The sequence below is a fragment of the Mesobacillus maritimus genome, assembly GCF_023715205.1.
Classification (GTDB): Bacteria; Bacillota; Bacilli; order Bacillales; family Cytobacillaceae; genus Mesobacillus_B; species Mesobacillus_B maritimus_C.
Genome location: NZ_JAMBNR010000011.1, coordinates 140,662 through 162,331, shown reverse-complemented (window position 1 = coordinate 162,331; position 21,670 = coordinate 140,662). Strand labels below are relative to the sequence as shown.

25 protein-coding genes are annotated in these 21,670 nt (G+C 39.5%); 9 read left to right on the top strand and 16 right to left on the bottom strand.

Annotated elements, in window-relative coordinates:
• Nucleotides 1-82 precede the first annotated feature (82 nt).
• The 5 genes from M3182_RS16860 to M3182_RS16840 form a co-directional block, all read right to left on the bottom strand.
• Nucleotides 83-697 carry a protein kinase family protein gene (locus tag M3182_RS16860; protein WP_251426149.1) on the bottom strand — a complete coding sequence of 205 codons (615 nt, stop codon included), beginning with the start codon at nt 695-697 and terminating at the stop codon, nt 83-85.
• Nucleotides 698-771: 74 nt separating this feature from the next.
• The gene (locus tag M3182_RS16855; RefSeq protein WP_251559142.1) at nt 772-1,539 is read right to left on the bottom strand and encodes a TerC family protein; all 768 of its coding nucleotides are present in this window, start codon (nt 1,537-1,539) and stop codon (nt 772-774) included.
• Nucleotides 1,540-1,587: 48 nt separating this feature from the next.
• The gene (locus tag M3182_RS16850; RefSeq protein WP_251426147.1) at nt 1,588-1,980 is read right to left on the bottom strand and encodes a sporulation protein; all 393 of its coding nucleotides are present in this window, start codon (nt 1,978-1,980) and stop codon (nt 1,588-1,590) included.
• A gap of 15 nt (nt 1,981-1,995) precedes the next feature.
• The gene (locus M3182_RS16845) at nt 1,996-2,151 is read right to left on the bottom strand and encodes an FbpB family small basic protein (RefSeq protein ID WP_251426146.1); all 156 of its coding nucleotides are present in this window, start codon (nt 2,149-2,151) and stop codon (nt 1,996-1,998) included.
• Between the two features lie 386 nt (nt 2,152-2,537).
• Nucleotides 2,538-3,128, bottom strand: a complete 591-nt coding sequence (locus tag M3182_RS16840) for a vWA domain-containing protein (protein WP_251426145.1) — start codon at nt 3,126-3,128, stop codon at nt 2,538-2,540.
• Nucleotides 3,129-3,229: 101 nt separating this feature from the next.
• Here M3182_RS16840 and M3182_RS16835 point away from each other — a divergent pair, with 101 nt between their 5' ends.
• Nucleotides 3,230-3,730 (top strand): hypothetical protein, encoded by a 501-nt coding sequence (locus tag M3182_RS16835; protein WP_251426144.1) that lies wholly within the window; start codon nt 3,230-3,232, stop codon nt 3,728-3,730.
• 478 nt (nt 3,731-4,208) lie between these two features.
• Here M3182_RS16835 and M3182_RS16830 read toward each other — a convergent pair whose 3' ends face one another.
• The 6 genes from M3182_RS16830 to M3182_RS16805 form a co-directional block, all read right to left on the bottom strand.
• Complete coding sequence (locus tag M3182_RS16830) at nt 4,209-4,505, bottom strand: rhodanese-like domain-containing protein (protein ID WP_251426143.1); 297 nt, start codon at nt 4,503-4,505, stop codon at nt 4,209-4,211.
• Nucleotides 4,506-4,518: 13 nt separating this feature from the next.
• Complete coding sequence (locus M3182_RS16825) at nt 4,519-4,884, bottom strand: rhodanese-like domain-containing protein (RefSeq protein WP_251559140.1); 366 nt, start codon at nt 4,882-4,884, stop codon at nt 4,519-4,521.
• 183 nt (nt 4,885-5,067) lie between these two features.
• The gene (locus tag M3182_RS16820) at nt 5,068-6,195 is read right to left on the bottom strand and encodes an MBL fold metallo-hydrolase (protein ID WP_251426141.1); all 1,128 of its coding nucleotides are present in this window, start codon (nt 6,193-6,195) and stop codon (nt 5,068-5,070) included.
• A gap of 22 nt (nt 6,196-6,217) precedes the next feature.
• Nucleotides 6,218-6,607, bottom strand: a complete 390-nt coding sequence (locus M3182_RS16815; RefSeq protein WP_251559139.1) for a DsrE/DsrF/DrsH-like family protein — start codon at nt 6,605-6,607, stop codon at nt 6,218-6,220.
• Nucleotides 6,608-6,619: 12 nt separating this feature from the next.
• Complete coding sequence (locus tag M3182_RS16810; protein ID WP_285868545.1) at nt 6,620-7,186, bottom strand: sulfurtransferase TusA family protein; 567 nt, start codon at nt 7,184-7,186, stop codon at nt 6,620-6,622.
• A gap of 652 nt (nt 7,187-7,838) precedes the next feature.
• Entirely contained in the window at nt 7,839-8,408 is a 570-nt protein-coding gene (locus M3182_RS16805) for a class I SAM-dependent methyltransferase (RefSeq protein WP_251426138.1), read from the bottom strand.
• A 69-nt stretch (nt 8,409-8,477) separates the two neighbouring features.
• Between M3182_RS16805 and M3182_RS16800 the strand changes: the two genes are divergently transcribed.
• From M3182_RS16800 to M3182_RS16775, 6 genes are read left to right on the top strand one after another with little or no spacing between them, the layout of a single operon-like run.
• Entirely contained in the window at nt 8,478-9,191 is a 714-nt protein-coding gene (locus tag M3182_RS16800; protein ID WP_251426137.1) for a cytochrome c biogenesis CcdA family protein, read from the top strand.
• A 15-nt stretch (nt 9,192-9,206) separates the two neighbouring features.
• Entirely contained in the window at nt 9,207-9,905 is a 699-nt protein-coding gene (locus M3182_RS16795; protein ID WP_251559137.1) for a response regulator transcription factor, read from the top strand.
• Entirely contained in the window at nt 9,892-10,965 is a 1,074-nt protein-coding gene (locus M3182_RS16790; protein WP_251559135.1) for a HAMP domain-containing sensor histidine kinase, read from the top strand. The genes M3182_RS16795 and M3182_RS16790 overlap by 14 nt, the downstream gene beginning before the upstream one ends.
• A 50-nt stretch (nt 10,966-11,015) precedes the next feature.
• The gene (locus M3182_RS16785; RefSeq protein ID WP_251559133.1) at nt 11,016-11,414 is read left to right on the top strand and encodes an OsmC family protein; all 399 of its coding nucleotides are present in this window, start codon (nt 11,016-11,018) and stop codon (nt 11,412-11,414) included.
• Nucleotides 11,414-12,040: a hypothetical protein gene (locus tag M3182_RS16780; protein ID WP_251426133.1), complete on the top strand. Its 627-nt coding sequence runs from the start codon at nt 11,414-11,416 to the stop codon at nt 12,038-12,040. The genes M3182_RS16785 and M3182_RS16780 overlap by 1 nt, the downstream gene beginning before the upstream one ends.
• The gene (locus M3182_RS16775) at nt 12,037-12,657 is read left to right on the top strand and encodes a peroxiredoxin family protein (protein WP_251559130.1); all 621 of its coding nucleotides are present in this window, start codon (nt 12,037-12,039) and stop codon (nt 12,655-12,657) included. Before M3182_RS16780 ends, M3182_RS16775 begins: the two co-directional genes overlap by 4 nt.
• A gap of 59 nt (nt 12,658-12,716) precedes the next feature.
• Here the strand turns inward: M3182_RS16775 and M3182_RS16770 are convergent, their stop codons facing one another.
• Nucleotides 12,717-14,342: a DUF4179 domain-containing protein gene (locus tag M3182_RS16770; RefSeq protein ID WP_251559128.1), complete on the bottom strand. Its 1,626-nt coding sequence runs from the start codon at nt 14,340-14,342 to the stop codon at nt 12,717-12,719.
• Nucleotides 14,320-14,889: an RNA polymerase sigma factor gene (locus M3182_RS16765; RefSeq protein WP_251559126.1), complete on the bottom strand. Its 570-nt coding sequence runs from the start codon at nt 14,887-14,889 to the stop codon at nt 14,320-14,322. Before M3182_RS16765 ends, M3182_RS16770 begins: the two co-directional genes overlap by 23 nt.
• A 259-nt stretch (nt 14,890-15,148) precedes the next feature.
• On the opposite strand from M3182_RS16765, the gene M3182_RS16760 reads away from it, so the two are divergent.
• Nucleotides 15,149-15,625: a CBS domain-containing protein gene (locus M3182_RS16760; protein WP_251426129.1), complete on the top strand. Its 477-nt coding sequence runs from the start codon at nt 15,149-15,151 to the stop codon at nt 15,623-15,625.
• 78 nt (nt 15,626-15,703) lie between these two features.
• On the opposite strand, the gene M3182_RS16755 is transcribed toward M3182_RS16760, so the two are convergent.
• Nucleotides 15,704-17,662, bottom strand: coding sequence for an electron transport protein (locus M3182_RS16755; RefSeq protein WP_251559124.1), 1,959 nt, complete (start codon nt 17,660-17,662; stop codon nt 15,704-15,706).
• 332 nt (nt 17,663-17,994) lie between these two features.
• Between M3182_RS16755 and M3182_RS16750 the strand changes: the two genes are divergently transcribed.
• Complete coding sequence (locus M3182_RS16750; RefSeq protein ID WP_251559122.1) at nt 17,995-19,269, top strand: erythromycin esterase family protein; 1,275 nt, start codon at nt 17,995-17,997, stop codon at nt 19,267-19,269.
• Nucleotides 19,270-19,596: 327 nt separating this feature from the next.
• Here M3182_RS16750 and M3182_RS16745 read toward each other — a convergent pair whose 3' ends face one another.
• Nucleotides 19,597-20,385: a hypothetical protein gene (locus M3182_RS16745; protein WP_251559120.1), complete on the bottom strand. Its 789-nt coding sequence runs from the start codon at nt 20,383-20,385 to the stop codon at nt 19,597-19,599.
• A 273-nt stretch (nt 20,386-20,658) separates the two neighbouring features.
• Nucleotides 20,659-21,510, bottom strand: a complete 852-nt coding sequence (locus M3182_RS16740) for a YhcN/YlaJ family sporulation lipoprotein (RefSeq protein ID WP_251426125.1) — start codon at nt 21,508-21,510, stop codon at nt 20,659-20,661.
• Nucleotides 21,511-21,670 lie beyond the last annotated feature (160 nt).

Genomic DNA, 21,670 nt, shown 5'->3' with positions numbered 1-21,670 from the left:
GCCATTAGCCTGTTTTCAAACCACAAAAAAAACCCTGCTCACTTATCATGAGCAGGGTCTTATCAAAGTAATAATAGATTTCCTACCGAAAAGAAGGAATCAGTCTCCGCTTATAAAAAAAAGCAATGAGGTTCAAGACAAATTCAGGTGTCTTGTTGGGAAAGAACCACTTTTTATAAATCTTTGTATAGGCTTTTTTTAAATCCAGCCATCTTCTACATTTTTGATGTTGTCGGAAACGAGCAACATCGATCATTTTGATGCTTTTATCTTTTGTTAGAATGATGTTTTTCAAATGAATATCCGCTGGATTTAGCCCTTGTTTTCTTGCATACAGAAGAGCCTGCTGGATTTCATGAATGTATTCATCTCGAATCTCGATTCCCTTTACTAAACAATCAAATAATGTATCACCACTTATATAATCAATAACCAAGTAACGATCGCCAGAATCATATAAACTTGGATAATATGGGTTTTGGCCAAGTACCTTATATACATCAGCTTCCTCTTTTGCGACTGACTCAAAAGAAGGGAAAAACACTTTGATTACTAGGTTTGTCTCTTTTATTTTAAAAGCATAAGCGCTTCTACCCTTGCCGATTGGCTCAAGTTCTGGATGCTTGTCATTCAGCCGAAAACTTGAGCCCTGGCTAGTGAACGAAACACTTTGAGCTAAGCTACTGAATGATGCCAATCCTAAATCGCCTCCTCTTGCTTGTAACATATGCTCGGTTGCTTGGAGTCGTTCAGGCTCTTAGCTCTTCAGAATTATGAGGCCGCTTGTTCTTGCTTTCCTTTTGTAAAAAACCATCCACTTGCTGCAATTCCTAATAGAACGATATAGAATATAAGCTTCCACTCTGTTGAATGAGCAAAGTCATGTGGAATGACTCCAATATCTTCGTGCCCCAACGTTAACACCGCTAACTTGACACCTACCCAACCAACAATCGCAAATGCGGCAATTTCAAGCCCTGGACGGGAATGGAGCAATTTCACAAACAGATTCGCGGCAAACCGCATGATGATCAAACCAATCATCCCACCGGCGAAAATCACTAAAAACTTTCCACCATCCATGCCTCCGATGGCAGGAAGGTTTGTATTTGGTAAAGTCATTGCTAAGGCGACAGCTGCTAGAATGGAATCAACCGCAAAGGCAATATCCGCTAATTCTACTTTCAACACCGTACCCCAAAATCCAGTTTTCTTTGCTTCTTTTTCTGGTACATCTGATTCTTTTTGTTTAAAAATAAGTTTCCGCACAATATGATTGATTGCGATGAACAGGAGATATAACGCTCCAATCGCTTGCACCTGCCAAACGTCGACAAGGAAGGAAATTGCAAATAAGGAAGCAAAACGGAAGACAAACGCTCCAGCTAAGCCGTAAAAAAGCGCCTTTTTCCTTTCTTCCTCAGGAAGGTGCTTAACCATAATCGCTAAAACTAACGCATTATCTGCGGCAAGCAGTCCTTCAAGGGCAACTAATAATAATAGGACCCACCCGTACTCTAATAATATGGAAAATTCCAATTCTGTTTTCCTCCTAAAATAAAATGATGTTTGGCTGCTTCACAAAGGTTAATTCGTGACAACCTTGATCTCATCATGATCACTGCTAGCCACGCCCTGCGTAAAATATAACCTTGTTGAAAATCGATAGGATTGCGTTTCTGTAGAGACCTCCATATCCTCAGGAAGCTTAAATGAAAACAAAACCTCATTTACAGCATCTGCTTGAATGGTTGAAGAAGTTAGGATCGTAGCGGTATGCAGCACTACATCTTTTTCTAAAAGAAGGTCTCGGCGCACCAAGTCGCATTCAATTCTCTTTAACTGCTGGTCAATGGTACCCCCTTTAATATGGAAGACCCCTTTTACGGTCTCACCAGCTCGATAAGTATCTTTTTCCAATACCAAATCGATTTGTGCCGAACCAATTCCTAACAAAGACATATATTTTCTTAGTAACATGAATAGCCCCCTAGTTTAGTTTGAAGTTAATTTCCATAACTGTTCCATTGCTAATTTGGAATGTTTGTTTTCAATCCGCTCCTCAATTTTCGCCAATTCTTTGCGATCATTTAGTAATTCTTCTTTATTTTTCTTTACCAGATCCATGAAGTTAATTTTTGGTTTTTTCATTATTTTCTCTCCTATCTGTATTAATTTCCTATGATGCTAGGTTTATTTTTTGGATAAGATTGTGTTGAATTTGCTGCTGTAATCAACCTCGCATTCTTTTAACCTTGAATAAAACAAAAAACCTTCACCAACATTGGTAAAGGTTTCCAGAAAAACAAAAAGACCTTTACCATTAAAGGTAAAGGTCTTGCTAACAACATCAAGGTTGCCAACAAAGCCGGGAGATGGTGATCTCCGAATTGACGACTCTGCTGTAAAAGCTACTCCCCTTTAGGAGAACTATTCAATTAAGATAGTAATACTATAAACGACGGTGAAGGATTTTGTCAATTAGAATGTATGAAACTTTAAAACTCGCATGTTTCATTTGAATTGTCCCTTTGTATTTATATGCTATTTCGTCTTTTTTCTGTGACAACCTCATTCACCATTTCATACATTTCTTCTACTCCTTTTTCAGAAGCATCAAACTGGAACGCACTTTTTTTCTCAATTCCTAATTGACTAGCTTCAGCAGCAGCATCGATATTAGCTCCCATAAAAATAAATTCCCAATTATATGTTTCTTGCTGGTGGTGAATCATCTCTTTGACTTTTTGATAAGAAAACTCCCGACTAGCATTTTCCATTCCATCCGTTGTAATCACGAATAACACCTTTTCCGGTCGTTCATCCTCAGCTTGTTTCGATAATCGGGCACCGACATCTAAAATGGTTTTTCCAACGGCATCAAGCAATGCCGTACATCCTCTTACATAATATTCCTGTTCCGTCAGAATCATTCCGTTTGCATCTTCCCCATTCCACAAAATTTCATATTCATCGTCAAAAAGAACCGTCGTCACAATGGTTTCTCCTTCATATTGATACTGTCTTTTTAAAAAGGAGTTAAATCCACCGATCGTATCTTTTTCAAGTCCAGCCATGGAACCACTGCGATCGAGTAAAAAAACGATTTCCGTTTTATTTGCTTTCATGTCTATCATCCTCTCAAAATTGGTTTCCCATGGTACAATCGTACTTGAGTGCAACCAATATTTGGTCGCTTTAAAAGCGACATTTTTCGGAGGATTATCCAATGCTAAGCAAAGAACTACTCATGGAATTGGAACAATATGTACAAACCTACCAGCAGATTGATTTTGAATTGGTTACGTCCGCTGAATTAGAATTGTATAGCGATAGCCCCCTTCAAGAAGAACTCCAGCAGATTGAACTCGAAGCATTTATTGAAGCACGGCGGAAACCAACCTTTAGCCAAGTCCTTTTTCGTTACATCGATCAAACAGCTGCCCGTGATGCGGACATTTATAAAAAAGCAGGAATCGACCGCAAGTTGTTTTCAAAAATCCGTTCGATTCCGAACTACCAACCACGAAAAAATACGGTGCTTAGCCTCGCTTTCGCTTTAAAACTAGATTACGACGATGTTGTTGAACTTTTAGGTGCGGCAGGGTATTCGTTCTCTGATAGTGATACACAAGATTTAGTTCTTCAATTTTGCATCGAGAAGAAAATCTTTGACTTAGATTATATCAATCAAGCGCTTGAGTACTTTAGCTTAAAACCGTTACGATAATGCTTAAAAAAGAGGGCTTATTGTATTTCTCGCCAATGAGTTATATCAAAGATTTCCATGTAAATACTCAGTAACAAGCTTTATTTTAAATTCCTCACTATATTTGACCAAAAAAACACTCCAAAAAGTTAGTTTTATCATCTAAATTTTGGGGGTCGGTACCCATTGACACTCTTTTTGACTTACATTGTTAATATGCTAGCCTTCCTCTTTAGAAGAAACTCTTAATCAACATAATAGCTCCTACCAGGAGCCAAACATAAACCCCAGGTCATATCGGCGGAATGCTTTTATGACGACCGGGTTTTTGTTTCCCGATGCCTCAGGAACCAGTGGAACAATCATTGACGTTGTTTACGTTTTTCTCTTCCATCTAATCACCTGACTCTTTCGTTAAAATATGCTTCGATGATTTTTGTTAGAATTTCAGTTCACCTGATTCCATATTACCCAGAAGGGTATGATAAAAGCCAAAAATTTATTCAGTAGGTCCTTCCCATGACATCATGCCACCAGTCATATTAATGACCTTGTAGCCGTTGTACTCAAGGAACTCTGATGCACGTCCGCTTCTACCTCCTGAGCGACATACCATGATATATTCTTTTGATTTATCTAGTTCATGCATACGAAATTCGATTAAGCCTAGCGGGATATGAATTGCTCCTGGAATTTTCCCTGTTGCGACTTCATCCACTTCACGTACATCCACAATATTTAATTCCTTGTTTTCTTTTAAAAGATTTTCTACTTCTTTTGCTGTCATTTTTTTCATTCTTTTTTCCTCCTTATGGTCTCCAGGCGCTTACTCCGCCTTTTACGTTTGTAATATTTTTAAATCCTAATTTTTTCAACTGAGAACATGCTTTTTGACTTCTCATTCCACTTTGACAAATCACTACCACTTCATTATCTTTATCAAGAGTTGTGGCTTTTTGCGATAATTGGTGTAATGGAAGATTTTTAAATCCTCTAATATGATTGCCTTTAAATTCTCCAGGTGAGCGCACATCAATGAATTGTTTATTTTTCGTTTCTTTCAATTCTTTTTTCAACTGATCTGTTGATATATGTCTAATTCCCTTTGTCGGAATAAGACGTTTCAATAATAAATAAACAAGTATACCGATTAAGATATAATTGATATATTCCAAATTGGGCCCCACCTTTCCATTAATATGTCTGATCACCAATGTACTTTGAATTGCGGTGACAAGATTTATATTATACCCCTGTAGGTATAATGTCAACAGTTTAAACAATTTTTTTTGCAGCAGGTTTTTAAAAAATAAAAATAAAAAACTGGGACACCAACATAGGTATCCCAGTTTTTACGTCTATCTTACTGCACAGCGATTTGGACCAATTTCCATTTCTCTTTGTTGCTCTTCTTCTGGGCTGATCTTTCCCATATTGGTTTCACGGATTTCTTGATAAGAGTTTGGTTGTGGCGGTAAATTTTCCGATACCGTCTTTCGAAACTCTTCATCATCTTCAATGTTTAAACCGTGATTTTCTTTATACAGCACGCCAAGCTTTTCCGATACACTTCCGTCGTCATTCATTTCATGGTGAGTCATATAATGAGCTGGAAGAACGAGTAATTCGTCGGCTAGTTCTTTGTATGTTTTATAAAGCGTATTTCTTAAATCCGCTACCCAGTCTTGAGCTTTCCCAGCTAAATCTGGACGTCCAATTGAATCAATAAACAAAATATCTCCTGTTAACAGATATTTGTCATCCACAATATAAGATGTACTTCCGATTGTATGCCCTGGGGAATAAAGAGCTTTAATCATTATGTCTCCCACTTTAAATTCATCAGCATCATTGACTTGATTGTAGTTGAATTGAACTTCATCGGCATCTTTCGGTGGCAGATAATACTGTGCGCCATAATTTCCGGCGAGCTTCCTTCCACCTGAGATATGGTCGGCATGTAAGTGAGTGTCAAACACATGAGTTAATTTGAATCCTTTTTCTTTGATAAAATCCTCATACGGTTGAAGCATGCGATTTGTATCAATTATCGCTGCTTGTCCGTTTGATTCTACTAAATAAGACAAGCAACCTTTCCCGATTCGAACAAATTGATAAATCGCTCCGCCACCAGAAACATCTCCAACTTTAATCGGCTCTAAATGCTCACTCCATGCTTTCATGCCGCCTTCAATCGAATAAGCTTGTGTAAACCCAGCCTCAACAAGCTGTTCAGCAACAAATTCCGAAGAGCCACCTTTTGCACAAATCACAAAAATGTCTTGCCCCTTCGGCAACTTGTCTACAATCGACTCCACTCCGTCCAACAAGTCAAAGTACGGCGCATTGATGATTTCCACATTCTCGCCTTCAATTTTCCAATCATCGAAATCATCGGTATTTCGAGCATCTAAAATAAAGATTTTCTCGTTGCTGAGAATCTTTTTGACCAGTTCTTTTACCGAGATGGTTTTCACTGTTGTCATTTTTTCACCTCTTCGTATTCAGCTAGAAGGTTAACGTGACATCCGCATCTTTTGCAAAAGTTAGGAACGTAACCGCACCACCAACATCGATTCCCTCAATAAATTGTTCTTTTTCAAGACTCATGACATCCATTGTCATTTGACAGGCAATCATTTTTACACCAAGATCTGCCGCCATTCCAACTAATTCTTCAACGGGTGGCACATTTGCCTTTTTAAAACCTTCCTGGAAGTGTTCCGTCCCCGCTGGCATCGGTAAATTTTTATGTGCTTCTTTATGAATAAGGTTTAATCCTTCAAAGGTAAAAAAAATTCCGACCTCTGCATCCGTGGCCGCTGCTGCTGTTGCAATATTAAACACTTTATAGGCATCGAACATTCCGCTATTTGCTGCGATAATCGCGACTTTCATTATGATTTCCCCCTAATGGTTTTTATTTAAATCGCCTGTCCACTCTTTCATTCCAGGAACGACATTTTTCACATTCTTAAAACCTTTTTCCGTCAATTTCTGTGCCGCTAAATCACTCCGGCTGCCCGTACGGCAGATGATATGAAGCTCATCGTCTTGATTCAATTCTTCAAACCGCTTTTCCAGTTCCCCAAGAGGGATATTAACGGCACCTGGGATATGACCAAATGCATATTCCGCTGGTTCCCTCACGTCCAAAATCGTAATTTTTTCCTCGCCAGCGATTTTCTTTTGTAAATCTCCTAAGTTCACTACATCTGGATGTTTCGCCTCTTCTTTTTCTTCCTCTGGAGTGGCTTTTCTAAGGTAATGCTTTAACACATCACCATCTTCGACTGTCCCTAAGTATTGATTACCAGTGCTCTCAGCCCAAGCTTTGAGATCTGCAGTGGAACCTTTATCTGTCGCTTGAATTTCCATCACCTGGCCAGCTTCAAGCGTTGTCATTTCTTTTTTCGTTTTAACAATTGGCATCGGGCACGCAAGCCCTTTCGCATCTAATACTTTATTTACATCCATTGTCACAATCCCCCTTCCATTACCTTTTTATTATCTTATTATTCCGTTATTCAATGCCGGATTTCGACTGCCAATTATTAAAAAAATGCACAGGGAAAGAGTTGGTATTTTGAGATAATGACTGCTACTTCGATGAATGATTTTCTATTGTTTCCTTGACTTACATCCAACCATCTTAGGGCAGGTTAGATCTTCTATCGTTACCATTTTTTCCTTCTACCCTTTTGTATGGCCCGATAGACTGCCCATTTCCGTGAAAAAACTGTCCCACCACTTGGGGTTGAAAGATAGAAAACAGAGCTTCGGTGAAAAAACTGTCTCTCAACCAGCATTTGAAGGGCCACATAGTGCTGGATTCTAGAAAACCTCCAGCTTTTTAATCATGGACTGTTTTTTTCAGTAAGGTTCGGGTGAATCTCAAGACAGACATGAGTGTCATTTTGCTGAATGATTGTAAGTTTATTTACCATGAATTCAGCTCCTCTTTATAAAAATCAATTTTATCTTTATAAAAACAATTCGAAAGGAGCGACAGCTGTGAGTTAGCTCAAAAGTCCCCTTCCTTGATTACCGATTAAAAAAACTGCAACCATTAAAATGCTTTGCTGCTATTATTCTTTGACTAACTATAAACCTCACTAAATTAATCCATCTATATTTTTTCAAGCAACACGCCATATTGAGAATCATTCAGTTTATGGACGGTCGTGTTAAACGGTAATTTCTGCACAATTTCCACCATCTCTTCAGATGAAATTCGCTCTTGTAAAGGTGGGCCGCTGTCTGTTTCGACCTTTTCCCACTCAATAATCAATGCTTTTCCGTTTGGCTTTAATGCTTTATGGATAGAACTTAGAACCCCTTGTAAATCACTCACTTCATGAAGAACAAGCGCTGTCAAAATTTTATCGAATGTTCCTCCTTCAAGCTGCAAGTTTTCAAGACTGCTTACTTTGTATTCAATGTTTTTAATTCCAGCCTCCCTAGCTCGTTCTTTTAATTTTTCCAACATTAAAGGTTCGATATCAATTGCAACCAGTTTTTCTTTTGTTTTTCTAGCAAAAGGAATAGCAAAAAATCCATTTCCGGCACCTAAATCAGCGATGATCTCCCCTGGCTTAAGCTCAAGGAGTTCAGCCATCTTTGTTGGAGATAATGTCTCTTCCCTTTTTGGATCAACCAGTAAATCTGCTTTCTCTGGATTAAAGCGATGACCGCCCATGTTTTTTCCTCCTTTTAATCAAACTTTAACAATCCCCCTCAATAATGAACATGAAAGGAGTGCGTGTGTATGAATGACATTGGACTATTTTTTGCTTTAGCAGGAGGGGTTTTATCGTTTTTCTCCCCTTGCGTTTTTCCCCTCTTGCCCGCTTATATTACCCATTTAACAGGTGGAAAGATTGAGGACTCGAAATTGCATGTAAATCGAACCACCCTATATTCCCGATCAATCGGTTTTATTATTGGTTTTAGTTTAATTTTTATTGCATTAGGAGCTTCCGCTAGTTTCGTCGGCCAAGTTTTGGCGCAGTATCGTGTTCTGATTATGCAGATTGCCGGAATCCTTATCATTATCTTTGGCTTACAGATGGCAGGACTGTTAAAATTCAAATTATTAATGAAAGAAAAAAGAGTGCAGTCCGAACAAAAACCTAAAAATATCTTTAGCTCCATTTTACTCGGGATGGCGTTTGCAACTGGTTGGTCCCCATGCGTTGGACTTGCCCTATCATCGATCTTATTGCTAGCCAGCTCATCCGAAACATTGTCGCATGGTATATTTTTGTTAGGTGCTTATTCCATTGGAATGGCCATTCCATTTTTGATCATTTCCGTAGTGATCTCGTATTCGTTAAAAACTCTGCGAAAAATAAACACTTATTTAGGCAAACTTGCGGTTGTTAATGGAATGATTATGGTTGGGCTCGGTTTTCTCGTATTGAGCGGACAAATGCAAAAAATCAGCGCTTGGCTGTCTGCATTTAGCTTATTTGAATTCTAGTTAGGAGGAGCAAGCGTGAGTCAAAGTGGCCTGATTGGAAAATCGGTTTTAGTGGTAGAAGATGACCCTAAAATTAGACAATTGTTAAGAATTTATCTGACGAAGGAAGGCTATGAAGTATTAGAGGCTGAAAATGGGTTGGAAGCGAAGGAAAAAATTCAACAGTATGATCCATGCATCTTAATCCTTGATCTAATGCTGCCAAAAGTCAGTGGCGAAGAAATATGCAGATGGGTACGGGAAGATTTACAAAATATGATGCCGATTATTATGCTCACCGCCAAAGTATCGGAAAAAGACCGCATTCAAGGATTTAAATTAGGTGCAGATGACTATGTCGTCAAACCATTCAGCCCTGCGGAATTGATGGTAAGAATCGAAGCGGTTCTAAGAAGAACCGCCAGTCGCTGTGGAAAATTAAGTTTTACCGGTTTGACGATTAAACCGGTAAAAGCAGAAGCATGGCTAAATGGCGATCTGCTTGAATTGACACACTTTGAATTTAAGCTCTTACATACCTTTATGCAGCATCCCAATCAAGTTTTATCGAGGCAACAGATTCTTAGCTCTATATATGAAAACAATGAAAAGAGTGTCTCCGACCGAACGATTGATGTCCATATTAAACATTTGAGAGAGAAGTTAAAACAAAAGACTACGAAGGATTATATTCAAACAGTTAGAGGAATGGGGTATAAGTTTGTCGCTGTTTAAAACCCTGTCAAACCTATTATCAAAGTTGGTTGCTGTTAATAGCCTTGTCATCCTCTTCGTCATCTTATTAGCTGGCTTTTCGGTGAAAGATTATGCCTGTTATTTAGTCAATTCTGAACAAGTCGTCGGCCAAGAATTGGTAGATCTATTAAATGGGTTTCTTTGGAAGGTTGGTGTCCTTGCGTTTATGATTGCAGGGTTATTCCACTTTTTAACGGTTAAAAGAATGATTGGACCCATTCGTACCTTATCGGTTGCCGCAAAAGAAATGAAAGAAGGCAAACCTCCAACGAAAGTGTCTGTAAAAACATCTGGAGAACTTCAGGAGCTCGTCGAAAACTTTAATAGCATGTCCGAAACGCTTAAATCTGTTCAGGAACAAAGAGACGAGATGCTTCGCGATATTGCTCATGAATTGCGAACTCCATTGACAAATATTAATGGCTATTTAGAGGCGCTCCAGAATCAAGTGATTGAAGGGGATCCTGAATTGTTTGGGTCTTTGCTCGAGGAATCTCGCCGAATCACGCGAATTGTTGAATTGATTACCGAACTAAATTCTTGGAGCAATGGCCAGTCTTTTTTAGAAAAAGAATACGAACCTGTTAAAATCGACCAGTTACTAAACGATACGGTGACAGCTTTTCAACTAAAATTAACGGAACAATTTGCGGACAAACAGATTGCCTTGGATGAAGCCACGATCTCAGCAAATCAAGATGGACTGAAACAAGTATTTTCGAACCTTTTACAAAATATCCTTGACTATAACGTTGGAAGTAGTTTGAGCATTAGAGGACAAAAGGTACAAGACATTTACCATATCGAGTTGAGCCATACTGGGCAAAGAATCAATCCTGATAAAAAGGAGAAGATTTTCGAACGCTTTTATCGGTTGGAAGAATCACGGAGCACAAAAGCAGAAGGAGCAGGCCTTGGCCTTGCAATCGCCAAAAGCATCATTCATGCTCATCAGGGCAAGATTGGACTAACAACAGACGGCACCCATCATACTTTCTGGGTTGAACTCCCTATTCTTACAAATAACGCTGAATTTTAATCATTCCTTAACAGTTCGCCATCATAATGAACCTGAAATGAGGTGTGAAAATGAAATACACAATTGAAAATGAACAGATTAATGCTGAATTGGGATATGGGGCCATTCAAATTTCCCCCGACGACACGAAAGGCTATCGACCTTTTGAGCTATTTGTATCTTCATTAGCTGGTTGCAGCGGGACTTTGCTGCGAAATATTTTAACAAAGAAGCGCATTCCTTACGGTCGGCTTGAACTTGACGTAGATTATGTTCGAAATCCTGACCAGGCGAACCGAATTGAAAAGCTAATGTTTACAGCGAAAGTCTATACGGAAGAATCGATTCCAGCTGAACAAGCGGAAAAGCTGGCCAATTTAGTATTGAAAAATTGTGGAATGATTCAGTCTGTGATTCAATCGATTGAGATTCATTTCCAAATACAATCTATCTTATCAGGTGATAATTAGTGCATTATTTTCAAATCGGAAGCCTATCCCTACCTGCTATTTGGCTTGCCGTTCTTATTGCTTTATTTGCATCTTCATGGTTGCATCGTATTCAATCAGGAGAAAAAGTAGGAGAATGGTATTGGAATGGGTTCTTCCTTTACTTTCTAACGTGGAAATTAAGCTATATTCTATTTAACTTTTTGTTATTCTTGGATATGCCTCTTTCCATTGTTTATTTCAATGGCGGGACATATGGACATTTCTTAGCATTGGCTTTGTTGTCCATCTATTTCATCTTTTTAGCTGGGAAGAAACATCCTTCTATTTATAAACAAGCCAGTCAATTGGTTCTATTTTTCATCATTCTCTATGAAGTGACCATTCATCTTTTAAACCAGCAATGGATGCAGGCTATTTTGCACATTATGATTTTCGTGAGTTTACTAGCATTTCTTCAAGTTCGTAAAAAAAGCAAACAGGAACGATTACCTACCGAGTTTTTACTACTCTTTCTAATGGTTGAAATTCTGATTTTAAGTTTTTCGATTTCTATCCTTACCATCGGACCGCTTACGATTCTATGGTTAGGTGCTACTGCGTATTACCTAAATACTCAAACGAAACAAGGAGGAACGCGTTCGTGAAAAAAAATTTATTATCGATAGCGATTCTTGTACTTGCTGTCGGGATTGTTGGCGTGAACTTATGGAACGCCAATCAGACGACAAGTGAACAGAAAGACCAGCAGGCCCCCGTCTCTGAGTCTACATCTGCGGAAAAGAATGAAGAAGTTGTTGACGAGGAAGAGTCGATTCCAGGTGTAGACCTGAATGAAGTGAAAGAAGGGAACCCCGCACCTGATTTTACGCTTAAGAATTTGGACGGGGAATATGTGAAACTATCTGATTATCAAGGAAAGAAAGTAATCTTAAATTTATGGGCTACTTGGTGCCCGCCATGTAAGGCAGAGATGCCGCATATGCAAAATTTCTATGAAAAGAATAAGGATAACGGAATCGAAATTGTGGCAGTAAATTTAACGAACATGGATAACGGCATGAGTGCGATTGAGGATTTTGCCGAAGAATATGGTCTTACGTTTGATATCCCATTGGATGAAAAAGGGACAGTGGGCATGCAGTATCAAGCTTTTACCATCCCAACGAGCTATATGATTGATTCGAAAGGAATCATCAGGAAAAAAATTGTTGGTCCAATGGATGAAAAGATGATGGAAGATTTGACTTCCGCGATGGATTAAACAGGAAAAGCTTGGGTTCAGTACCGGTCGGTACCCTACCCAAGCTTTTTCTCATTCTCTTATTCATTTTCTTCTAACGGTACTTCCCAAGGTTCAGCCAAACTTTCATAGTGAGTCTCTGATAATAAATGTAACGTGAGTTCATCAGGCGTTTCTTCCATTCCGTAAATCGTCAATTCTGTTGTTGTCTTAAACCGACCGTGCTCATCTTTCTCATCAAGAATCGAACCGCTATGGTAGGCCTGATACACTTCTCCTTTATCATCTACTACTACCCAAGAACCTAAATCTACAGACGGAACTTCCTTCCCGCCTTCCATTTCAATTTTAAAAATGGTTTCGCTTTGAATCGGAATCAGCGCTTTTCTTAAGCTGTATTTTTTTTCTGTTTTCGCTTTTTTGATAGTTAGATAATTGCCTTTATGTTCGAAGGTTAACGGGTCACGCTTCAATTCCTTTGGTTTGATTTTAATTGAGAAGTCCGATGGAAGAGTCTTAATCACTCCATCTAAGACAAAGGTCAACTGCTCTTCTTCTTCTTGTGGAACAAATGATTCATTCCACTCCATATGACCGAGTTGTTCCATATCTCGACCTGTTCCCTGCAACAAGCCTAGGTCACTTGGATGACCTTGATTAACGAAAGCATTATGTTGATACAACGTTTCGCCTGCTTCATTTTCAATATGATATTGAATTGCGGTTCCATAGTTACTGAACGTATGGACCTTCTCCTCACCGAAGTCTTTTTCAAGATTTTGGATTTGGGCTTCAACCTGTTTCCGCTGGGTCTCTGTAAAATCCGTGCTATAGCGGATTTCATTTGAAGAAGTGGCATATTGCACTTCCTTCAGATGTACTTCTACACCATGACTGCTTGTTTTTTGATTATGAAGCGTGAGGGTAGTCGTCATTTTCTTACTCTCTGTTAAATCCACCGGAAGTTCTAACTCCCAGTTTCCTTTCCTCCCGTTTAATTCTTGTAACTTAAACTGAATTGTTAGCCTTTCTAGCTTTTCAGCAGGAATCTCGCGTAGAGAAAATTCGATAAGTCCATACTCAGAGCCATCAGACCAGCCCATCCCCATACCCTCGATTTGATTCCCGTCTTGATCATAAGCTCTAATAAAATTCTTTTGTTCATCCAATTCTAGATAGGAATCGAGTATTTTTCCGTTTTCATTTACAATTTGATACGATAAAGCGACCCTCGTCGAGTCCGCCAACACGTCTTCCACCCTCAGAGTAAGCCCGCTATCGGTCACTTCTTGATTGACTCGTTCGGCCAGTCCTGCCTCCGATGCCATCCGCAAGCCTTCATCAACTTGTTCAGTGGAAAAAAAGCCACCAATCCACTGAGCAAAACTAGGATGCAAGGTGGATGTTATTCCTAAAGCTAAAACGGCAGCCGCTGCCGGAAGCATCACTTTCCTCCAAATTTTCTTCTTATTCGGTTTCTTTGATTCATAGGGTGCGAGCTGAGTCAAAATCTCGTCAGCAAAAGTGTCGGGTAACATAGGCGTTTCTAACGTTTCTTTAAGAAAAGCTTGTTCGTCTTGAAGAGAGGCGATGACTTGACTACAAGCCTGACATTGTTCAATATGAGCCTTGATCTCAGCATGTTCTTTTTCTGGTAAAAATTGATCAAACCACTCTGCTAATTTATTGGTTGTTGGACATTTCATGAAAGTAACCTCCTTCATCTCGGTTGACTGTTTCTCGCAATTTTTTCTTTGCTCGATGAAGCTTGTTTCGAACACTTGAGAGCGGAAGATTGACTAGTGTGCTAATTTCTTCATAACTCCGCTCGTTCACATAGCGAAGAAGCAGGATGAGTCGATCCTCTTCTGGAAGTGTCTCAATTAATTTTTCCAACTGACGACTTTTTTCTTTTTTTAAGAAAATCACTTCTGGATGATGGGCATCCACCATGTGATCGTCTCTGACTTCAACCACTTTCATTTTATAGCGTTTCTTTCGAAATTCATCCATACAATGGTTGATTGCCACCCGATAAATCCAGCTCGAAAACGATCCCTTCCCATCATATTTTCCTAACTGATGATAAATTTTGATAAATGCTTCTTGAACCAAATCATGTGCATCTTGTTGGTTTTTCGTCATCCGCAAGATGGTGGCATAAAGTGGGTTTTTATATTTATGAATGATGTGCGCGTAAGCCTGCTTGTCTCCGGCTAATACCGCAGAAATCCACTGCCGTTCTTCGTCCATAAGTACCTCCTACCATTCCCGTTCCTATCTTGTTCCGCTTCATCTAGTATAACGAGGTTCAGGAATGATTCATTTCATTTTTTTCGCAAACTTTCTATTTTTCAAAAATGAAAACGCTATTTAGTGGCGTCGGGGTTCTTCTTCCATTGACTTTAGTCTGATAAAATGAAATACTTTTTAGTGGGACTTCTCTACAGGACTTTATTTCTAGTAGCCTTTTTCTTTTTAATTCTATCAGCCTATTAACGAGGTGGTTTGCATGAAAGTCAAAGATTTTATGATTACGGATGTGATTAAAGGACATCCGAATGATAGTGTCACAGAGATTATGAAACGAATGGTGGAAAATAAGATTGGCGGTCTACCCATTTGCAGTGAAGATGGGAAATTAATTGGCATGGTTTCCGATGGAGATATTTTAAGGGCCATTAAACCGATTGATCCTCGCTTTTATCATTATTTAATTTTTACCGCTTTTGGTGAAGGAGAAGATCTTGGCGAACGTTTAAACAAACTAGCCGAAACGGAAATCATTAATATTGCGAAAACACGAGGAGTCATTAGTGTTACTGAAGAGGATGACATGGAAAAAGCTGTATCGATTTTTGCCCAAAACCATTTCAAAAAATTGCCGGTTGTGAATCGGAATATGCATGTTGTTGGCGTCATTAGCCGCGGAGATGTGATTCGAAAAATCCAAACATCGATTTTAGAAAAGGTTGATATTGCGAATTAAATTTTTAGACCAACTCAAGTAGAGTTGGTCTTTTTTTGATTGATTTTTTATACGCTGCACACGTGATTCTTCTGGGTGCTATTCACGATCTTCAATGGTAGATAACGACAATAAATATTGAATTAACTGGTCTTGTTCTTCTTTCGTAAAGCCGGTTGATTCATCCACCCAAAACTCATGCCCTTCTCCAGTGATATGAACCTGTTTCAACCCAGTGTCTTGTTGGTTTGCCTCAATCACTTTTGCTCGTAGCGTTTTATCTACTAGTGCTCGCAAACTATTGGCTGGGTCAGGCAGTTTATTGTTCGCCAGTGTTCCTGGTACACCAAGCTCTGTTTCAAGGTCTGAACCAACAGCGACTCCTCCATCATGGAGATATGGAGCTGTCCAATACAAACCAATAATGCTAGGAACTTTGTATCCACCAAGTGAGTCACCATGTGCATATGCAAGCTTGATTTGTTCCGGATCCAGATTCTTTATTGGCACTTTTAAGATTCTCGGATTTTTCGGCAGCGGCACAGGTGTATCTGGTGAATAGTAGAGAGGTTCTCCAAAGATTATTTCCGTTTTTTTATGCGCCTTGGCCCGTGATGGTTCCGTTTTAATCTCTTGAACAGGAATAATTTTATGATTTGTTAAAGCATTTCCAGCATGGCAAGAAATACAATTTGCTCGTTCAAAGACTTTTCGTCCCACCTTCACCGTATTTCCGTCATATTGTTCCTTTGGTTTAGGAGGCTGAATGCTATTTTGAAAAGCCGCCGCTCCGTTCATTTGCATACTAAATTTATAGCCAGGACTGTTGATAATCACACCATCTGGTGCAAGCAAAGAAACCTTCGGATATTCTGGATTTGTTACAGATTCATTTATTCCTACTGAGTTCGGAGTTGGGTCCACTGTTTTAAAAAACTCGGAAGGCTTTTGGTTTTTGTCCGGAGCAAAACGGAATTCTTCGCTGGCTGCATTTTGTAAAATAGTCGCAAGATAGACTTCCTTATCGATGCCAAGTAAATCTTCACTGATACCGGTTTGTGATAAAGAATCTGTATTTTGTGAATGGACATTATGACTAAAGACCGTTAATCCTTTAAAAGGACCTGCCATCGCAAACCCAGTCCAACCATACGGATGATCGTGTAAAGTAAAGGAATCAGGAATTTGTGCAGGGTTGCCCACTAAATCAATCGTCGAATCGACGCTTCCTTTCGGCCAGTTTGCGAACGTTTCGTCTACCTTTTTTTCAAGTTTCTCGGCATCAGGGAGAGCTTCTTGTTTCCCTTTTGAATTGGCAATTGTTCGATCATGGTTCACTATGTATTCCTTTATATTTTCGACATCGGTATGGGTGAAAAACGCTGTTGAATTGGTTGCCAGTGCCAACATGAGTCCAACGTTAAAATCTTGATTAGGAGCTCCCTCGATGATTTTTTTCGTGTCGGGGTCGACTGTTGCATGACAAGCCGCACAACTTACTCCAATTCGAACCCGCCCATCATCGACCGAAACCGGCATCCCAAGGGGAACATGACTTCCTTTCACAACATCGAGGCCGGTATCGATTTTATCACCTTTTTTATACGTTTTATTTCCAATAGTGATATCCTCAGCTAGCTCAATTTGAAGATTGTTCGTGCCTTCTCCCTTTAAGGCAAGGATCGCTTTGGATATATTTGCAAACGTAATAGGTCCATCGAGAACGCCCATTATATCGGTAAAAAAGTATTCATTCCCAAACGTCTCCTCATAGAATGTTTTTCTCCCGAGGTCAATAAGGTCTTGATCGATTTTGACGGCACCGTTTTCGGCTTTTAGTTTTTCCCGACCATCCTCCGTTTTTTCAAGTTCTTTCGCTTGTTGATCCGTAATATGCTCCCCCCAGAGATCATAGCTATTGCGCTCATTCACTTGATAAGCCATTAACTTATCGTCTGGTGGCGTATACGCATAGTCAAAATCAACAAATTGAAAAGCACTATATCCAATGACACCCAAGAACAACGCACTGAATAAAACCCATAGAAACCTTTTCAAATGCTCACCTTCTTAAATCCCAATTTCAACAAGACCGAAAAATTAAATGTTTTCAAGTTTATCATGTCCCTATTTTCCATCTGTTACTTTTAATTACCCCCACAATTAAGACTTGAACAGTATCCAAATATTAGGTCGAGTTTGCTAAATAGTTTTTTTGAAATCGTTCCTCCTGAATGGTAATTTACTGGATGGTGCCTGGCACCATCCAGTAAATGTAAATTTTTCTTGAGGTTATGTTGGGTAAAAGTAGTGTCAGGTGAAGAGAATAATCTTAACTAGGAAACAAATAAAAACGATGTGCAACGATTACATAAAAATGAGGGATTACAATGAGTGTTGAGATAATTGAAGCGATAAAAAAGGACGCTATTCCACTGAAACATAAGGAACATTTTAATTTTAAAGCTTTGCTTGATGCTAGCAAAAAAGCGAAATATATACTGTTAGGGGAGTCCTCGCATGGAACTTCGGAGTTTTATACGACCCGTGCGGAACTATCGAAAACACTAATTAAGGATAAAGGTTTTTCTTTTATTGTTGTTGAAGGCGATTGGCCGGCTTGTCAACAAGTGAATCGATACATTAAAGGCTACGAACACGATTACAAAAATGCTCGTGAAGCGTTAACCGCTTTTGGGCGTTGGCCAACGTGGATGTGGGCGAATAAGGAACTGATTGATTTTGTTGAGTGGTTAAAAGTGCACAATCAAGGCTTGCCACCCGAGAAGAGAGTTGGCTTCTACGGTATGGATGTGTATAGCTTGTGGGAGTCGATGGACGAAATCATTAAGTACTTAGAAAAAACAGACGCCCCTGAGCTAGAAACAGCGAAAAAGGCGTTTGCCTGTTTTGAGCCGTTTAACCGGGATCCTCAGTTATATGGTGTTTCGGGATCCTTTTATCGAGAAGATTGTAAAGAAGAAGTCATTCAATTGCTAACCGAACTCACCTTAAAAAAGAAAGCTCATACAAGCTATTATGAAGAAGGAAAACTCAACCTGGAAGTAAATGCATTGGTGACAGCGAACTCAGAAAATTACTACCGAACAATGGTGACCCATGACAATGAATCTTGGAACATCCGTGATCGACATATGGTGGAAGTCATCAACTCCATTGCCACTTACTACGGGGAAGCTGCAAAAGGAATTGTTTGGGCCCATAACACACATGTAGGCGATGCACGCGCAACCGATATGGCTGACGAGGAATTGGTGAATGTTGGCCAATTGTTAAGGGAACAAGAGGGAAACGAAAATGTTTTTATCGTTGGATTTGGAACGCATCGTGGAACCGTGATTGCGGCTGATGAATGGGGAGTTGATTTTGAGAGAATGCTCATTCCACCGGCACAATCAGGTTCTTGGGAAGATTTCATGCATCAGGCGAATCCGCACGACAAGGTTCTGCTTTTCCACAAGACAAACCGCGCCGTTTTTAACAAAAAGATTGGCCATCGAGCCATTGGCGTTGTCTACCACCCCCAATATGAACATTACGGAAACTATGTACCGAGCGTGCTGCCAGAGAGGTACGATGCTTTTATTTACATTAATAGTACAACTGCTCTTGAACCGTTGGAAGTGGAGGAAGTGGTTCTTTGATTGAGGACTTGAAATAGGCACGTTAGAGAGCTTATCGTTACCTTAAGAGTAGTCGAGAGCTAGAAACGGTAACGATAGAGAGCCTATCGTTACCTTACGAGCAATCTAGAGACAGAAACGGGCACGATAGGAGCCTATGGTTACCTTACGAGCAATCTAGAGACAGAAACGGGCACGATAGGAGCCTACATTAAAGAGTAATTGAATCTTCTCCCTGAGCTTGAAAAAGCCTCTCCTTTACCATAGCAATCTTCCCCAACTAAAAATGCCCGTAGTCGGATCAATACGGGCCTACATTTTTTCTCTAATCATTTATGTAAGTGCTGATTATTTTAAGCTGTTTCTAAACTGATCATAGTCTCTTTTAATGTAATGAAAGGCCGTTGCGTTGCCACCTTGGTCTGGGTGAGTGAGTTTTAATAGTTTCTTATATCCAGCGAGTATTTCTTTAGCGTTAGCCGATCGTGAAAGTCCTAATTTCTCACGGTAATCATTCACTCTAGGTGGAGGAGTATGTATTTTTTCGGTTTTATTCGGTTCCCGTTTTCTTCCTCCCAATTGGTCTTCTTTTAGCTTGAACAATTCTTTCCGTAAGTTTAAATTCTCTTTTAATAAACTATTTGCTTCACTTTGCAACTCTTGTTTCTCTTTTTCTAACTCGACAATTTTATTTTTCAGTTGATCTATTTTTTGATTCATCCTGTTAATGGATGAATTGTGGAGTGCTTCTACTCCAGTTATATGATCTTCTAGGCCATTAATTTTAGACTTTAATTGTCGAATCGTTTTTTCTTGACTGGAAACTTGGACAGGCACTCTCGAATGGGGCTCGTTGGAAGGATAATGATGTTTATGATTTCCCTCACCCACATGTTCAATCTTCCCTTCACGTAACCACCGTTTCACAATTTGCATGGCCACATCTGGAGCAACCCCAGCATCTTTTAATAGATTAAAAGCCTGATCGGTATCATCCAATACATAGCGAGAATTTTTCCGATATGTACCTTCGTAGCGTATTTTCCGTTCAAGTAACCAACGCCTTACCGTTTGAATACTTGTCTCATCCTCAACACCTGCATTTTTCAACAACTCGTAGGCTTCGTCAGTGTTCACACCGTGCTCCTCCCTTTCTGGCTTGTGGTGATTGAATTCGTGATGGTTTTTATGATATAGAAGAAACCACGTAAAGTGAATGGATAAAAAAGACTATCATTGTAGCCTTCAGGTGATTAATTTTTTAAAAAAGGAGGGGTAAAATTTCCTAACTACCACTAAATTAAGGCTAATGCTGTTCCAATCGTTGTTAAGTTTTATTAATCAGAATTTTCGCGAACGTAAAAAAACGACCCGGCTATACGAGTCGTTTCAGCGCTATTATCTTAGTTGTTAACCATTTCTTCTTGGAAATAGATCATTAATCATCTCGTTAAAACCTTCAAAAAATCCATCTTGGTTTCGGTTATTTCGGATATCATCCGCATATTCGCCCATGGTTGTATAGGAGTTCGGGCTTAAGCTAACATAAACGTCATGAATTTTATTATTTGCTTGGCGAACCTGATCTGCGATTTTTTGTTCAAACTTATTTGACACAGGCTTGTAGTTATTGCGTCCTTGAGCAAGCTCACCAGATTGATTTTGATTATCTGCAGTGCCTCCATCTCCGTCGTTCATGATTCTGTTGTTTGCTTTATCCTTCGTACTGCCATCAGCGTTCCCACGTGTATTTTGATCAGTTCCTAACTGGTTGTTTGTACCTTTGCCATTTCCAGCGTCGCCTTTTCCGTCAATAACGCCGTCGCTGCCATTCTCACGATTAGGCTTCACAGTCCCATTATCCATGATGGTTCTGCCGTTTCCATCGAGAGCATCATTGACAATCGCGTTGCCATTTTCATCAACATTGTTTGCATTTCCCGCATTGTCTCCGTTATTTCGATCACGAGCCCCCTGATTTTGGTCGTCTGCAAATTTAACGGAAACATAGGCATTATTTTTATAGATGAAAACATGAGCGTCTTCAATTTCTTCCATTTCCTCAACCTTTTTTTCCGCGCGATCGGCAATCGTCGGCATGCGATCTTGCTGATCATTGTTTAAAATTCTCGCTCCTTGATTCGATTGAACTTGTTGATTGCCATTTTGATTGCCTTCTGTGGCGTTATCATTCGCAGTTCCACAACCGACAAGGCTCATGCCCAAAACGACAGATCCTAGCATTACCCAGCTTTTCTTCATTTACCTTTCCCTCCTCATCGCATTTCTCTCATTATGATGGCTAAATAAAAGCTTTCTATGCGATAACACCTAGCAAAAAAGCCCATCCAAAACTTGGACAGGCTACAAGCTATAGGAAATCAATACAAACGGAATCCATTCATGGGAATGGATTTTTTAG

Excerpts from the sequence above, each read along its gene's own strand:
- M3182_RS16850 (WP_251426147.1), bottom strand. The coding sequence starts at position 1,980 with ATGTTACTAAGAAAATATATGTCTTTGTTAGGAATTGGTTCGGCACAA.
- M3182_RS16845 (WP_251426146.1), bottom strand. The coding sequence starts at position 2,151 with ATGAAAAAACCAAAAATTAACTTCATGGATCTGGTAAAGAAAAATAAA.
- M3182_RS16840 (WP_251426145.1), bottom strand. The coding sequence starts at position 3,128 with ATGAAAGCAAATAAAACGGAAATCGTTTTTTTACTCGATCGCAGTGGT.
- M3182_RS16835 (WP_251426144.1), top strand. The coding sequence starts at position 3,230 with ATGCTAAGCAAAGAACTACTCATGGAATTGGAACAATATGTACAAACC.
- M3182_RS16830 (WP_251426143.1), bottom strand. The coding sequence starts at position 4,505 with ATGAAAAAAATGACAGCAAAAGAAGTAGAAAATCTTTTAAAAGAAAAC.
- M3182_RS16820 (WP_251426141.1), bottom strand. The coding sequence starts at position 6,195 with ATGACAACAGTGAAAACCATCTCGGTAAAAGAACTGGTCAAAAAGATT.
- M3182_RS16815 (WP_251559139.1), bottom strand. The coding sequence starts at position 6,607 with ATGAAAGTCGCGATTATCGCAGCAAATAGCGGAATGTTCGATGCCTAT.
- M3182_RS16810 (WP_285868545.1), bottom strand. The coding sequence starts at position 7,186 with ATGGATGTAAATAAAGTATTAGATGCGAAAGGGCTTGCGTGCCCGATG.
- M3182_RS16805 (WP_251426138.1), bottom strand. The coding sequence starts at position 8,408 with ATGGGCGGTCATCGCTTTAATCCAGAGAAAGCAGATTTACTGGTTGAT.
- M3182_RS16800 (WP_251426137.1), top strand. The coding sequence starts at position 8,478 with ATGAATGACATTGGACTATTTTTTGCTTTAGCAGGAGGGGTTTTATCG.
- M3182_RS16785 (WP_251559133.1), top strand. The coding sequence starts at position 11,016 with ATGAAATACACAATTGAAAATGAACAGATTAATGCTGAATTGGGATAT.
- M3182_RS16770 (WP_251559128.1), bottom strand. The coding sequence starts at position 14,342 with ATGAAATGTCCAACAACCAATAAATTAGCAGAGTGGTTTGATCAATTT.
- M3182_RS16765 (WP_251559126.1), bottom strand. The coding sequence starts at position 14,889 with ATGGACGAAGAACGGCAGTGGATTTCTGCGGTATTAGCCGGAGACAAG.
- M3182_RS16760 (WP_251426129.1), top strand. The coding sequence starts at position 15,149 with ATGAAAGTCAAAGATTTTATGATTACGGATGTGATTAAAGGACATCCG.
- M3182_RS16750 (WP_251559122.1), top strand. The coding sequence starts at position 17,995 with ATGAGTGTTGAGATAATTGAAGCGATAAAAAAGGACGCTATTCCACTG.
- M3182_RS16740 (WP_251426125.1), bottom strand. The coding sequence starts at position 21,510 with ATGAAGAAAAGCTGGGTAATGCTAGGATCTGTCGTTTTGGGCATGAGC.